Here is a 14236-nt window from a genome sequence, read left to right as displayed (position 1 = left end):
TGCAGCAAATAAAAGTCAGTCAGCCCCTTAAATTAAACCAAACGTGCTACATTGATCAGCGCTTTTCCTTACCCTTAATACGACGCAAGAAATTTCGAAGTTTTTTCTTATAAATCAATAAGTAAAATCCGATATCTCTCACATTATTTTTGATACCATAATGTCTTTCTAAATCAATACGATCCTTTGCTTTTCGTTGTCTGGAAGGTCTTTTTCCGGACAAATCGATAATTCTGATCTCATTGCCTTGCAGGATAAAGTTACCTTTATGGGGATCGCCCGAAACCATACCATGCTGATGCAGAGAATATATCGACTGTTTGATTTTCCCTCTCACCTCGTCAGAAATTTCTGGCATATCAACAAGTTCAATACCTTCAATATACTCAATTATCATCACGTATGTTTTTACATAGCGTAATGTTTTAATTTCCGCCAGCAGGTAAAAATCATTAAGCGCCGCAAACCCTTCACGCCGCACACGATCTGTCTGATGAAAAAGCTTTTCGTAGTAATCTCCTTTTACTAACGATTTGAAAAAGCGTTCAGTATTTTTTACTTTTGGACTAAATACTTTGAGAATATATTTTCCGTAGTCTGTATTAATCAATACAACTTTTGTATCTTCTATATTACGAAAGACTTTAATAACCTGATGATTATAAGATAGAAAATCTTTGAATATCTCAATGTATTTTTCACCGTCTTTTTTGACAAAGACGGTATAGTTTTTAATCTTTTTTTCAATAATCATAATGGAGATTTGGGGAGGGGAATTATTTGTGGAAAAGTTTACGATAAAGATATGCGCTTCCAGCCATAAGGCCTTTAAAATAATGACCCTGCACGAGAAGATGTTTATATCGCTTCTTAAATTCGACTATGGTACGCGCATCTTTTGCGGGAAAATCCTTCCAGGGCGAGTTAAGTCGTGCATTTTTATAATAGATAACTGAAGGATAATTTGCCCAGGCATGCCATGGTTTTGTAGCACCCGTATAATGAATTAAAATAGTATTATCATTAATTATATTGCTATATTTTTTATGTGACTTATCTTTCAACTCACTTTTAATAGTATAAATGGTATTATACGGTCGCGGTAGAAAAATGACTTTATCCTGTAGGAGAATATTCAAAACATCCTGATCGGGATATTTAAAAGAGTCAGCCTCTTTACCTGCCAAAAGTAAAAATGCCTTTTTGGTTAAGGCATTCTCTTGCCATAATTTCAGGTTAACAAAAACCACGCCGGAGTTAAAATAACCACCTTGTAAATTAAAAGCGCTTAATCTCTCATTTACCTTATTCTGGATGGAATCAACATCTTTTACGACCGCAGCAATCTTCTCTGTCAGATCAAGCTGTAGAAGATCTTGCAAAGATCCTTTGCATACAACATCGGCATCCAAATAAAGTAAGGTGTTTACCTTCTTGCTGAGATAATCGAAAGCAAATAAACGAAAATACATTGCTCTCGACCATACTTTAGTTTGAGGCAATACCTCAAGGCTTTCTACTTTAATAAGATAAAGAGAAATTTTTATGTGATGCTGTACGGCTAAACGCTCTATATATTTTACAAAACACGGGGAGTATGAATCACAAATAATGTGAAAAGCGAGCGGGATATTATTGTTTAATACAACTGAAGCGATTGATACCCCCACACCATCAAGATAGTTTTCATCAACGCCATAAGAAATGTTTAATACGTTATCATCATTATTATTACTTTCATCAAAAACTTTATATTCAGCTATTTCTATCTCAGGAAATGAATCCATTACATCACCTATGGGTTTTATTCAAGAAGTTTACGTTTAAAGTAGGCTATATAATAATTTACACCCGAAGTATAATGCTTCTGATTAAACATATGCTTTGCCGCATAACGTAACTGATGGCTAGTGACTGGATTTAAAAGTGCACAATGAGACCATGGTGAGTTGCTCTTAGCCTGTAAAAAATATTGTGACACAGGGTAAGCCCCCCAACTATGCCAGGGCTTCGTTGGTCCGATATAATGAACAAATACAGTCTCAGCATCGACTGGATTAATAACTGAATCTTTTAATTCATAGTTAAGACTAAATTGTGTATTAAATTTTTTATCAACAAAACGCGCTTTATTCACTAACAATATATTTAATACATCCTGATCAAGGTGCGTTATGCGCTGTACTACCTCCGGATCTTTTAGCATTTCAATCGCTTTCTTAGAGATATTTTCTGCGGTCCAAAGAGGTATGTTAATTAAAATAAAACCGGCATTAAAATAGCCAGAAACCAGCCCAGGCGTTGCCAGGCTAACCGAGCGCTTAGTCCACCATTCCAACTCGCCTTCAGCAACGACAGCAGCAATCTCATTTTCAGCGAAATTAAGATCAATAAGTTCCTGAATACTCCCCTTACATGCAATATCTGCATCCAGATAAAGTACTCTATCTGTTTTATCTGAAAAATAATCGGCGATAATGAATCTAAAGTATGTTGCATAGGTCCAGTTTTTGGTACTGGGTAGCGATTTTAAGCGCTCACAGTCGATTAGGTAAACAACAATCTGCGTAGCGTACTGTTTTGCTAATGCCTCAAATCGCTGCTGGTCTTCAGAGTCAAAGAAATCGGTAAAAACATGGAAAGCTAACGTCTTATCTGGGTTAGCGAGGAGAACCGATGCAATAGAGACACCACAGCCAAAAAGAAAGTTTTTATCAATCCCATAAGCTATATTAAATTTATCAGCATCACTATGTTGTGCATAGTTATAATCTAAAGTCTGTTGAATGACTTCTTCTTCAAAATATTTTCTGCTCATAGTGATCACTTTTGTAATTTCGAGAATATCGCATTATTAAAATTTTTAAAATATAGCACATCGTAAAATCTCTCAATCGTGCCGGGAATAATATCATGCTGATATTTTACTTCACCAGAAATAACACGATTAAGGTGTCCTACAAAATCATCTATAGCCCCCGGGGTATAAAGCTCACCATTCAAACCGGGTTTAATCATATCGCGCGGACCAGACATACAATCAGAACTAATACACGGAATTCCATATGACATTGCTTCCAGCAGGGTCATAGGAAATCCCTCAAATGCAGAGGTAAGTAGTAACGCGGTGACATTTTTTATTTTTTGCTGTACGACTTGCCACGGCTCGCTTTGCCAACCATACCAGATTACACGCTGCTCAATACCAAGCTCCCGACTATAGGCCTGGCACTTTTCAAAATCTGAGCCATCACCAATAATATGTAGCTGCCATTCCCCTGTCGTACGAGCTAAGCCATCAAATAAATCTTTAACTCTTTTCTGCCCTTCAAATTTAAGACGCCCTACATAGAGAAATACAGCGGGTTTATCGCGCTCAGGCGGCGGCACAATGATTGTTTTAATAGAGACAGGATTATAAACGACGCTAATATCTTGCGCTGAGATACCCCGTGTCATCATCTGTTCTTTAATACCACTACTGATGGCCAGATGATAATCCGCGTACGTTATACATTCTGCATGTTTTTTATGGTCGAGCGAAAAATGTGGCCACGAGAAAATAATAAACTGTTTACCACTTTTCTTTCGTGCTTTATTGGCATAAAGACATGAGATGACATCAATACATATCACAATATCCGGTGACGTTTCTTTCAGCCACTGACTAAAATTATAAACATGCTTAGCTCGACGAAGAAAACTTAATTTTATATTTGAGAATGATTGCGCATATTTAATCTCTTTTAGCCATGCTTTATCCATTTTGTCATTACGACAAAAGAAAAACATTTCACAGTTGATCTTCGGAGAGCTATTTTCAAACGTATGGATAACGTTGCTAATAACGGTTTCCATCCCTCCAAAACCGGATACCGCTTCGCCAATAAAAGCTATTTTCATATATACTCCAGAGTTAAAACCTTAATCTAAAGACTTTAGATATTAAATAGCAAAAATAGTAATATAACCCTATAGAGTAATTTTTACCTGACATCTCTCTTTTGGCTTTAAGGCGTATTCAATATCTTTATTATTTTCGATAATGGAATATATTGCCACACCTCCTGGCATTATAAAACCATGATCAAAGCAAAGAGCAATGTCCAGTCTTCTTCCAAAAAAATCATCATGTTGAATTATGTTTTTTTGGTTTGAAATATAACTTTTAATGTCAGACATTCTGTCTATCCTTGTCTCACTCATAAATTACTCACTGAGTGCATAATTATTATAATTACAGATTTTTTCTTATTGTTCTTTCTTTAATTCGAGCGGCTTTAACATCCGCCTGATGAATCAACCCCGATTCTTTTTGCAAAATCTCTCGCAGGGGGAGAGAGAAATACTCACGCATAAACCGGAATATATCTCGCTGAGTCAGGCCAATATTCATTGAAGAAAAATAAAGCCCAATTAAATCTTTGTCACGCCAGCGAAGGGGAACGCGCTGGCGTATCTGCGCGCGATGCAGGTCGATTACGGAGATTTTTAAATCCTCTTCGCGACCAGTGAAAGGTAAATGCAGAAGAAAGTGGCAAATATAACAGTCGCGATGGTTAATTCCCCCGGCGTGTATTTTACGTACCATAGTCGCAACACGCTTAATGATCATCCACTTCACCTGCGCGTCCGGTGGATTAACAGCCCAGTCAGCGCAGTAGTCTTCAAGGCTAATGGTAGGCGTTAAATCTTCGGTGATAATAAATGATGTTCTGGTTAGCGGGTTTACGCCTTTTTCACCAAAACCAACGCCGTGCATCGTATCAACACCCAGCTCATGTAGACGATGAATGGCGTGCCATTCTCTGTCAGCGCCCAGAACAGGCATACGTAACGAAATCAGGTTCTTCACAATTTCTTTCAGCGAAGTACCTTTATGCCACTTCAGGAAGTAGCTTTTACCGTCCAGCTCAAACCGCAATGTTCGACGCGTCTCCAGCTCTCTGAACACTTCGCCCTGTAACGTTTTTACTTCCTCAAAAGCATCTTTACCGCGCCATAGTGAGGTTAACGGCGCTTTCAGCTCAACCATCTAAATCACCTGTAATAATATCTGCGGCCTTCTCCGGTAAGCTGTATAAATCCTGGGTATCAGCATAATACCGCGCATTTTCAGCCCAGGCGTTGCGTAAGGAAGGCTGTGTCAGCGCTTTGAGTAAAACCTCATTTAACGCATCCTGGCGGAATGGTTCAGTCATCGCTTCGCCACAGTTTGCATCCACAATATAATGTGCATAACCGCACACCGCGGTTGTCAGTACCGGCAAACCAGCAGTAATGGCTTCCAGCAAAACAATACCTGCAGCTTCCTGATAGGCTGGATGCAGTAAAAGGTCGGCTGCCGCCATTAACTCCGCGATATCATTACGTCCGGAGAAAAAATGCACATTCGTGCCGACGCCGCTTCTTTCAGCCAGTGCTGCAAACTTCTTCGGCTTATCCTGCCCGACAACATAGAGCACCGTATTTTGCCGTAAAGATTCGGGTAGCGATGCCAGCGCTTCAATAGAGCGATCCACACCTTTACGGGTGAAGTCAGACCCTACTTGCAACAGTAATTTTTGCTGTTCTGAGATACCATTTTTCTGACGATAAATTTGACGACTGTTCGGGATCTGTTGGCTATATTTTCTGTCCGGGTAAATCCCCGGAGGAAGAATATGGAAACGCTCCGCTTCAGTCTGATAATGTTTTTGGAAGTCAGCAATCTGCTTATTCGTCAGCATTAATAGTTGCGTCTGCTTGCCGTGTTCAAACGTGGCGCGTTCAAAAGCAGCATAATGCCGATAGCGTGATGTCAGGCGATAGAAAAAACCTTTTTCCTGTGCGACTTTTTCGGCGTAACACACGTCTGCGGCGTAATACACATCAAGGCCTGGCATCTTATTGAACCCAACCACCCGATCGACAGGATGGTCGCGCAAATGGTGTTGCACCCAGGCATAATATTCTGCGTTACGACCGTGGTTCGTCCGGGATTTAACCGGCACGCGGATTAATTCAAAGTTATCCGGGCATTCCCCTTCCCATGACTGAGTATAAACACGAACCTGATGCCCTCGCGCCGCCACGGTTTGGGCAATGCGCATAAAATCACGCTGCAGACCGCCAAAAGGAAAATACTTATATAAGCAAAAGGCAACTCTCATAGCAGGCTGTCCAAATCTATGGCGCGTGCCTCATGCGGCAGCATTTTTTCCGTCGCGGCGATAACATCTTCAGCCGGAATCACGGAAAGGTATTTTTTATTACGATCAAGCTCATGCCGTTCAGGCATCGGCTGATAATTTCCTGCCCAAAACTGAATGATGTCGTCGGTCCAGGGACGCCAGAACACATGATCCGTCGCGCCGAAAAGGCAAATGACCGGCGTTTTGACTGCTGCGGCAATATGACCAGGGGCCGAATCAACGCCGATAAAGAGATCCGCATGGTCAATCAACGCGCCCAATTCAGGAAAGCGAGTTTTACCCGCCAGACCAGTAACCGGTTTTGTTTCACAGCCGCGTGCAATAGCATCCACGCAGGCCATCTCGTCTGCGGCCGGGCCTGACGTCAGTACAACTTGATAACCGCGGCGCTGCACGGCATCAATAACCTGCGAGAATTTATCATTATCCCAGCACTTAAATAGCTGCCGTGCCGTAGGCTGAATAACAACATATTGTCGGGTCACACCAAGTTGTTTGAGCTGTTGTCGCATGTTTTCCCAATGTTCCGGGCGATAGCTCATGGTGGTTTCCGTGACATACTGTTTTAGCGCTAACGGCTTTAGCGCGGATAATGTGCGCTCAACAGCATGTTCTCCCGCATAAGGTACTAAATGCGTAAAGCTCTTTTTCCATAAAGCAGACTGACGATTACCGAAATCCTGCGAGATTTTTATTTTTGCGTTTAAAAAACGCACAATAAGCGCCACGCTCCACTGATCGGTGAGATTGACGACCAGATCATACGAGTTAGCACGCAATTTTTTGATTAACGATAGCGCGTTTTTGATCTTCTCTTTTGTTCCTGCGCCTTTGTTACTGATGCCGTAGAGTGCATTAATCTCCGGATTTTCCGACAATATCGGTATAGTGTTCTGGTAAAGAAGCACATCGATTTTTGCATCGGGATAATTCTGCTTCAGCGTGCTGATGACAGGAGTGGTAAGTAACATGTCTCCATGAAAACGCATTTTTATAATCAGAATTCTTCGAAATGGCTTTTCCACAAGCGACTCTTTGGTTGAAATTGTCCGGATAAATAAGCAGAAAAAAGCACGCTACCGCCCCAGGCTCACAGCAACCCGATGGCTAATACCGCACTCATTTTAGATGCGCTAGTGTAACACTTCTTTCGCAGCAATCCGATACGAATAATTTTTATACACAATCATTTTTTTAATCATAAATTCAAAGAGATATTAATTTATCCCTCTCTTGTGAATGGTCATTCCCATTGTCTGGGGCGACAAGGGCGGCAAATTTCAATGGATTGCGTAAAAATGCAAAAATAATGGGGTTCAGCGCCTGGAATCCTCGCTTCTGAGCCAATTTGGCGCAAAAATGGGAAAAGTAATGGTAAAGCCCAGGCTAAATACATAGAATCCCCAGCACATCCATAAGTCAGCTATTTACTATGCTCGAATTGCTTTACACCGCTCTTCTCTACCTTATTCAGCCTCTGATCTGGATACGGCTTTGGGTGCGTGGACGTAAAGCGCCGGCCTATCGTAAGCGCTGGGGTGAACGCTACGGATTCTACCGCCGTCCGTTGAAACCGGGCGGAATCATGCTGCATTCCGTCTCGGTGGGCGAAACTCTGGCGGCCATCCCATTGGTCCGCGCTCTACGTCATCGCTATCCCGATCTGCCTATTACCGTAACGACCATGACGCCGACCGGCTCGGAGCGCGTCCAGTCCGCCTTTGGCAACGATGTTCAGCACGTTTACTTGCCTTATGATTTGCCCGATGCGCTCAATCGTTTCCTCAATGAGATTGATCCTAAGCTGGTATTGATCATGGAGACTGAGCTCTGGCCAAATCTGATTGCTGCGTTGCACAAACGTCATATTCCGCTGGTTATCGCTAATGCGCGGCTTTCCGCCCGCTCCGCCGCGGGTTATGCGAAGCTTGGCAAGTTTGTCCGTACGCTCCTGCGCCGTATCACCCTGATTGCCGCGCAAAACGAAGAAGATGGCGAACGCTTTGTGGCCTTGGGCGCGAAGAACAATCAGGTCACGGTCACCGGCAGTCTGAAATTTGATATTTCAGTTACGCCGCAGTTGGCGGCTAAAGCCGTTACGCTACGCCGCCAGTGGGCGCCGCACCGTCCGGTCTGGATTGCCACCAGCACCCACGATGGCGAAGAGAGTATCGTTATCGCCGCTCACCAGGCGTTATTACATCAATTCCCGAATTTATTACTGATTCTGGTGCCCCGCCATCCGGAGCGTTTCCCGGATGCTATCAATCTTGTGCGTCAGGCAGGGTTAAGCTACATCACTCGCTCTTCGGGCGAAGTGCCGTCCGCCAGCACCCAGGTCGTGGTAGGCGATACCATGGGCGAATTAATGTTGCTCTATGGCATTGCCGATCTCGCCTTTGTTGGTGGTTCGCTGGTTGAACGCGGCGGTCATAACCCGCTGGAGGCCGCCGCTCATGCGATTCCGGTACTGATGGGTCCGCATACCTTTAACTTTAAAGATATTTGCGCCCGTCTGGATCAGGCGAGCGGACTTATCACGATTACCGATGCGGCTACGCTGGCAAAAGAAGTTTCCTCTTTACTGACCGACGCTGATTATCGTAATTTCTACGGACGTCACGCAGTTGAAGTGCTGTATCAAAATCAGGGCGCGCTCCAGCGTCTGCTGCAACTGCTGGAACCTTATCTGCCACCGAAAACGCATTGAGGACTGTCATGCAAAAACGGGCGATTTATCCAGGCACGTTTGATCCGATTACTAACGGTCATCTCGATATTGTGACGCGCGCAACGCAGATGTTCGACCATGTCATTCTGGCCATCGCCGCCAGCCCCGGTAAGAAACCCATGTTCACCCTGGACGAACGTGTGGCGCTGGCGCAAAAAGCGACCGCACACCTGGGTAACGTAGAGGTGGTGGGCTTTAGCGACCTGATGGCCAATTTCGCCCGCGACAGACAGGCGAATATCCTGATTCGTGGTCTGCGCGCGGTGGCGGATTTTGAATATGAAATGCAGTTGGCGCATATGAATCGCCATCTGATGCCGCAACTGGAAAGCGTTTTCCTGATGCCGTCCAAAGAGTGGTCGTTTATTTCATCGTCGCTGGTCAAAGAAGTGGCGCGCCATCAGGGCGACGTGACCCACTTTCTGCCGGACAATGTGCATCAGGCGCTAATGGATAAGTTGAAATAAGTTTCCTTCCTTGCCGGGCCTGGCATTTTACTTCTGACAGTGACGGCAATAGAACGTCGCACGCTGTGCGTGTTTCGTTGCGACTATCGGCGTACCGCATACCCGACACGGCTCGCCTTTGCGCCCGTACACCTGCAACTCCTGCGCAAAATAGCCCGGTTTCCCATCGCTTTGCAGAAAATCCTTCAGCGTTGTCCCGCCTTGTTCGATAGAGCGCAGCAAAACGGCTTTAATCACCCGAGCCAGCAGGTCGCACTCCTCTGTCGAGAGTGACGACGCCAGGCGGTCAGGGTGAATACCAGCGGCAAACAGCGACTCGCTGGCGTAGATATTCCCCACGCCGACCACCAGCTTGTTATCCATCAGCCAGGGTTTAATCGCCGTCTTCTTCTTCGCGCATTTCTGCCGCAAATATTCGCCATTAAACTCATCGCTTAGCGGCTCCGGTCCCAGATGCGCCAGTACGTTATGCCCTTCCAGCTCTTTGGTCCATAACCAGGCGCCAAAGCGGCGAGGATCGGTATAACGTAGAATTTTGCCATTGCTCATCACCAAATCGACATGGTCGTGCTTTTCCGCCGGCAGCGCTTCCGACAGTATCCGCAAGCTTCCCGACATCCCCAGGTGAATAATTATCCAGCCGTCAGGCAGCTCCAGCAGTAAATATTTAGCACGACGCTGAACGCTAAGGACGGGTGTATCGCTCAGACGATAAATTTCGTCTGAAACCGGCCAGCGCAGACGGCCGTTACGGATATGGGCGTGCAGGATAGTAGCGCCAACTAAATGGGGTTCAATACCCCGGCGGCTGGTTTCAACTTCGGGTAATTCAGGCATAACGTCTCCGGCTGTGTGGCAGGTCTCATTAATATGGGGACGGCCAGAAAACAAAAAACCCCGCCGAAGCGAGGTTTTTGTTACATCAAAGCGAGAATTATTTGATTTTCGCTTCTTTGTAGATCACGTGCTGACGGACAACTGGATCGAATTTTTTCAGTTCCAGTTTTTCCGGTTTAGTACGTTTGTTCTTCGTAGTGGTATAGAAGTGACCAGTACCAGCAGAAGAAACCAGCTTGATTTTCTCACGAATACCTTTAGCCATGATTTATTTCCTCTTAGTACTTAGTACTTTTCGCCACGGGCACGCAGTTCAGACAGAACTGTTTCGATGCCTTTTTTATCGATGATACGCATACCTTTAGCAGATACACGCAGGGTGACAAAACGCTTCTCGCTCTCAACCCAGAAACGGTGAGAGTGCAGGTTAGGCAGGAAACGGCGTTTAGTCGCGTTCAGTGCGTGGGAACGGTTGTTACCGGTCACCGGACGCTTGCCAGTAACTTGGCAGACTCGGGACATGTCTATTCTCCAAAAATCAAATTAGCTCGAGCTTCGTATGGGGTATCGGCGCCTCGTCAGGCTTTACAGCCTGGTCATCGCGCAGTTCTATTGAACTCTCGATTGCCAGGCCCAAATGCCAAACCCGAGATTCTCAAAGGTGGCGTAGTATACGCTGACCCGGCGATATGCTCAAGTCCCGAACAGACAAAGATCCCGATGGATCGCGCAAAGAATCTTAAATCCAGCCGCGTTCGGCAAAAGAAACGTACTCTCCGCGCCCAATTATCAGGTGATCGAGCACCCGGATATCCATAAACTGGCAACACTTTATCACGCGCTCAGTGATAAGTTTATCTGCTTTACTTGGCTCTGCGCAGCCTGAAGGGTGGTTATGCGCCAGAATGACCGCTGAAGCATTGAGTTTAATCGCTTCCCGAACAATCTCACGCGGATGCACCTCTACGTGGTTAAGCGTGCCGGAAAACAGGCGGCTGTGCTGAAGCACCCGGTGCTGGGCATCGAGGAAGATCACCAGAAAGATCTCACGCTCTTCGCCCGTCAGTTGGCTTTGCAGAAATTCCCGCGTCATTTCCGGACTCAGCAACGCACTTTCCTCATTCATGCGCACGCTGTAATAGCGCCTTGCCAGCTCAGCAATGCCTTTCAACTGCGCGAATTTCGCCAGGCCGATGCCGTTTACGCCGCGAAACTGCGCAAAGTCCGCCGACAGCAGGCCATACAGCGACCCAAAGTGCTGCAATATCTCTTTTGCCAACGTCATAACATCTTTTCCCGGCGTGCCGGTACGTAAAAAAAGCGCCAGCAGTTCCACGTCGCTGAGGGAAGCAATGCCGGATCTGAGCATTTTTTCACGCGGTAATAATTCGTCCAACGTATCCATACGCGCACCTCCTTTTTTAAGGAAGCGGCATAGTGGCACAGCCTTTGGGAGAGATCGACGCCCCGATTTTGTTCTTGCGTAGCGCCTCGCAAAGTGGAGCGCAGGCAAAGACACGACGCCGTAGAGATTGTGATAAAATAGCCGCCTTTCAAAGTCACCCAACAGGAAAGACATGATGAGCCTGGCCGGTAAAAAAATTGTTCTCGGCGTTAGCGGCGGTATCGCTGCGTATAAAACGCCGGAGCTGGTGCGCCGTTTACGTGAGCGCGGCGCTGACGTGCGCGTGGCAATGACCGAGGCGGCAAAAGCCTTTATTACCCCCCTGAGCTTACAGGCAGTGTCGGGCTATCCCGTATCCGACAGTCTGCTTGACCCTGCCGCCGAAGCTGCGATGGGGCATATCGAGTTGGGGAAATGGGCCGACCTGGTGATTCTTGCCCCCGCGACCGCCGATCTGATCGCCCGTGTAGCATCGGGTATGGCTAATGATTTAGTCTCCACCATCTGCCTGGCGACGCCAGCCCCGGTGGCCGTTCTTCCGGCCATGAACCAACAGATGTACCGCGCTGCCGCCACGCAACATAATCTGGAGGTGCTCGCCTCTCGCGGCCTGTTCATTTGGGGGCCGGATAGCGGCAGTCAGGCGTGCGGCGATGTAGGCCCAGGCCGAATGCTGGACCCATTAGTTATCGTTGATAAGGCCGCCGCGCATTTCGCTGCCGTCAACGATCTGCGACATCTTAATATCATGATTACGGCAGGCCCGACGCGCGAACCGCTCGACCCGGTGCGTTATATTTCCAACCACAGCTCAGGTAAAATGGGCTTCGCTATTGCGGCGGCCGCCGCGCGTCGCGGCGCAAATGTCACGCTGGTCTCCGGTCCCGTTTCGTTACCAACGCCGCCTTTTGTAAAACGGGTTGATGTCATAACCGCGCTGGACATGGAAGCCGCTGTTCAGGCCGCCGTTCAACAGCAGCACATTTTCATTAGCTGCGCCGCCGTGGCTGACTATCGCGCAGAGACTATCGCCAGCGAAAAAATCAAAAAACAGGCGGCGCAAGGTGATGAATTACTAATAAAAATGGTCAAAAACCCGGACATTGTCGCCGGGGTGGCCGCACTCAGTGACAATCGCCCCTATGTTGTTGGGTTTGCCGCGGAAACGAATAATGTGGAAGAATACGCCCGGCAAAAACGTATCCGTAAAAACCTTGACCTGATTTGTGCAAATGATGTTTCTCTTTCAAATCAGGGATTTAATAGCGATAAAAACGCTTTACACCTTTTCTGGCAGGATGGAGATAAAGTCTTACCGCTTGAGCGGAAAGAACTCCTGGGCCAATTATTACTCGACGAGATCGTGACCCGTTATGATGAAAAAAATCGACGTTAAGATTCTGGACCCGCGTGTTGGTCAGCAGTTTCCGCTGCCGACTTATGCTACTTCTGGTTCTGCCGGGCTTGACCTGCGCGCCTGTCTCGACGACGCCGTAGAACTGGCGCCTGGCGCAACGACGTTGGTGCCTACCGGACTGGCCATTCATATCGCCGATCCATCACTGGCGGCAGTCATGTTGCCGCGTTCGGGCCTGGGCCATAAACATGGTATCGTGCTGGGCAACCTGGTCGGGCTGATTGATTCCGATTATCAGGGGCAACTGATGGTTTCGATCTGGAACCGTGGTCAGGACAGTTTTACCATTGAACCGGGCGAACGTATCGCGCAAATGGTGTTTGTTCCGGTCGTTCAGGCCGAATTTAATCTGGTGGAAGCATTTGACGCCACCGAACGTGGCGAGGGCGGCTTCGGTCATTCTGGCCGTAAGTAAATTTTACGCATCCCCATAACGTCATAATACTGCCGCAAGCGCTGAGTTTGCGGTTATAGCGTGGGTGCTCGCCTGGCAAGTGCTTATTTTCAGGGGTATTTTGTAACATGGCAGAAAAACAAACTGCGAAAAGGAATCGTCGCGAAGAAATACTTCAGTCACTGGCGCTGATGCTTGAATCCAGCGATGGAAGCCAACGCATCACGACGGCAAAACTGGCGGCCTCAGTCGGCGTTTCCGAAGCGGCGCTATACCGCCATTTTCCCAGCAAGACCCGCATGTTCGATAGCCTGATTGAGTTTATCGAAGATAGTCTGATTACCCGTATCAACCTGATTTTAAAAGATGAAAAAAACACCAGCACGCGTTTGCGCCTGATTGTGCTGCTGATTCTGGGTTTTGGCGAACGCAACCCTGGCCTGACGCGCATTCTTACCGGGCACGCGCTGATGTTTGAACAGGATCGCCTGCAGGGGCGCATTAATCAGCTTTTTGAACGCATCGAAGCGCAGCTCCGCCAGGTGCTACGAGAAAAAAGAATGCGTGAAGGCGAAGGCTACACGACGGATGAAAATCTGCTGGCAAGCCAACTGTTAGCCTTCTGTGAAGGTATGCTTTCACGGTTCGTGCGTAGCGAATTTAAATACCGCCCAACGGACGATTTCGACGCCCGCTGGCCGCTCATTGCCGCTCAGCTACAGTAACGCTGACTGGATAGTGGCTCACGCCTTATCCAGGCGACAGAAACATAAGCCCGGTAAAGCGCCACC

The 14236-nt window shown here is 46.8% G+C and carries 16 protein-coding genes and 1 pseudogene; 5 read left to right on the top strand and 12 right to left on the bottom strand.

The features are described 5' to 3' along the window. Nucleotides 1-55 precede the first annotated feature (55 nt). The 8 genes and pseudogenes from rfaY to rfaQ all read right to left on the bottom strand — a co-directional run bounded on the left by rfaY (nucleotide 56) and on the right by rfaQ (nucleotide 7219). Nucleotides 56-754 carry a lipopolysaccharide core heptose(II) kinase RfaY gene (rfaY, locus tag EOS98_RS00655; protein WP_000582809.1) on the bottom strand — a complete coding sequence of 233 codons (699 nt, stop codon included), beginning with the start codon at nucleotides 752-754 and terminating at the stop codon, nucleotides 56-58. A 22-nt stretch (nucleotides 755-776) separates the two neighbouring features. Continuing rightward, a complete protein-coding gene (gene rfaJ / locus EOS98_RS00650; RefSeq protein ID WP_000376867.1) occupies nucleotides 777-1787 on the bottom strand; it encodes a lipopolysaccharide 1,2-glucosyltransferase RfaJ in 1011 nt (336 codons plus the stop codon). Between the two features lie 17 nt (nucleotides 1788-1804). Further along, entirely contained in the window at nucleotides 1805-2818 is a 1014-nt protein-coding gene (gene waaO / locus EOS98_RS00645) for a lipopolysaccharide 3-alpha-galactosyltransferase (RefSeq protein WP_020899385.1), read from the bottom strand. 5 nt (nucleotides 2819-2823) lie between these two features. After that, nucleotides 2824-3903, bottom strand: coding sequence for a lipopolysaccharide 1,6-galactosyltransferase (waaB, locus tag EOS98_RS00640; RefSeq protein ID WP_126523745.1), 1080 nt, complete (start codon nucleotides 3901-3903; stop codon nucleotides 2824-2826). A gap of 117 nt (nucleotides 3904-4020) precedes the next feature. After that, a pseudogene (locus EOS98_RS00630) lies at nucleotides 4021-4182 on the bottom strand (glycosyltransferase family 8 protein); the annotation flags it as partial. Nucleotides 4183-4237: 55 nt separating this feature from the next. Further along, nucleotides 4238-5035, bottom strand: a complete 798-nt coding sequence (rfaP, locus tag EOS98_RS00625) for a lipopolysaccharide core heptose(I) kinase RfaP (protein WP_126523744.1) — start codon at nucleotides 5033-5035, stop codon at nucleotides 4238-4240. Continuing rightward, nucleotides 5028-6152 carry a glycosyltransferase family 4 protein gene (locus EOS98_RS00620; protein WP_001261581.1) on the bottom strand — a complete coding sequence of 375 codons (1125 nt, stop codon included), beginning with the start codon at nucleotides 6150-6152 and terminating at the stop codon, nucleotides 5028-5030. The genes rfaP and EOS98_RS00620 overlap by 8 nt, the downstream gene beginning before the upstream one ends. Continuing rightward, nucleotides 6149-7219 carry a lipopolysaccharide core heptosyltransferase RfaQ gene (gene rfaQ / locus EOS98_RS00615; RefSeq protein WP_001519059.1) on the bottom strand — a complete coding sequence of 357 codons (1071 nt, stop codon included), beginning with the start codon at nucleotides 7217-7219 and terminating at the stop codon, nucleotides 6149-6151. The genes EOS98_RS00620 and rfaQ overlap by 4 nt, the downstream gene beginning before the upstream one ends. Nucleotides 7220-7626: 407 nt before the next feature. Between rfaQ and waaA the strand changes: the two genes are divergently transcribed. Both waaA and coaD read left to right on the top strand, forming a co-directional pair. Next, a complete protein-coding gene (gene waaA / locus EOS98_RS00610; protein ID WP_000891580.1) occupies nucleotides 7627-8904 on the top strand; it encodes a lipid IV(A) 3-deoxy-D-manno-octulosonic acid transferase in 1278 nt (425 codons plus the stop codon). A gap of 8 nt (nucleotides 8905-8912) precedes the next feature. Next, nucleotides 8913-9392 carry a pantetheine-phosphate adenylyltransferase gene (gene coaD / locus EOS98_RS00605; RefSeq protein ID WP_001171884.1) on the top strand — a complete coding sequence of 160 codons (480 nt, stop codon included), beginning with the start codon at nucleotides 8913-8915 and terminating at the stop codon, nucleotides 9390-9392. 27 nt (nucleotides 9393-9419) lie between these two features. On the opposite strand, the gene mutM is transcribed toward coaD, so the two are convergent. The 4 genes from mutM to radC form a co-directional block, all read right to left on the bottom strand. After that, complete coding sequence (mutM, locus tag EOS98_RS00600) at nucleotides 9420-10229, bottom strand: bifunctional DNA-formamidopyrimidine glycosylase/DNA-(apurinic or apyrimidinic site) lyase (RefSeq protein WP_001114516.1); 810 nt, start codon at nucleotides 10227-10229, stop codon at nucleotides 9420-9422. Nucleotides 10230-10326: 97 nt separating this feature from the next. After that, a complete protein-coding gene (gene rpmG, locus EOS98_RS00595; protein WP_001051798.1) occupies nucleotides 10327-10494 on the bottom strand; it encodes a 50S ribosomal protein L33 in 168 nt (55 codons plus the stop codon). Between the two features lie 20 nt (nucleotides 10495-10514). Next, a complete protein-coding gene (gene rpmB, locus EOS98_RS00590) occupies nucleotides 10515-10751 on the bottom strand; it encodes a 50S ribosomal protein L28 (protein WP_001519051.1) in 237 nt (78 codons plus the stop codon). Nucleotides 10752-10968: 217 nt separating this feature from the next. Beyond that, the gene (radC, locus tag EOS98_RS00585) at nucleotides 10969-11634 is read right to left on the bottom strand and encodes a RadC family protein (RefSeq protein ID WP_000380129.1); all 666 of its coding nucleotides are present in this window, start codon (nucleotides 11632-11634) and stop codon (nucleotides 10969-10971) included. A 175-nt stretch (nucleotides 11635-11809) separates the two neighbouring features. Here radC and coaBC point away from each other — a divergent pair, with 175 nt between their 5' ends. The 3 genes from coaBC (at nucleotide 11810) to slmA (ending at nucleotide 14170) form a co-directional block, all read left to right on the top strand. Next, on the top strand, nucleotides 11810-13030 hold the full coding sequence (gene coaBC / locus EOS98_RS00580; RefSeq protein WP_000050176.1) for a bifunctional phosphopantothenoylcysteine decarboxylase/phosphopantothenate--cysteine ligase CoaBC: 1221 nt from the start codon (nucleotides 11810-11812) through the stop codon (nucleotides 13028-13030). Continuing rightward, complete coding sequence (dut, locus tag EOS98_RS00575; protein WP_000976078.1) at nucleotides 13008-13466, top strand: dUTP diphosphatase; 459 nt, start codon at nucleotides 13008-13010, stop codon at nucleotides 13464-13466. The genes coaBC and dut overlap by 23 nt, the downstream gene beginning before the upstream one ends. A 107-nt stretch (nucleotides 13467-13573) precedes the next feature. Then, a complete protein-coding gene (gene slmA / locus EOS98_RS00570; protein ID WP_000818607.1) occupies nucleotides 13574-14170 on the top strand; it encodes a nucleoid occlusion factor SlmA in 597 nt (198 codons plus the stop codon). Nucleotides 14171-14236 lie beyond the last annotated feature (66 nt).

Origin of the sequence: Salmonella sp. SSDFZ69 (assembly GCF_004010755.1) — a bacterium.
In the GTDB taxonomy this organism is placed as follows: domain Bacteria; phylum Pseudomonadota; class Gammaproteobacteria; order Enterobacterales; family Enterobacteriaceae; genus Salmonella; species Salmonella enterica.
This window is presented reverse-complemented; position numbering and strand designations above follow the sequence as displayed.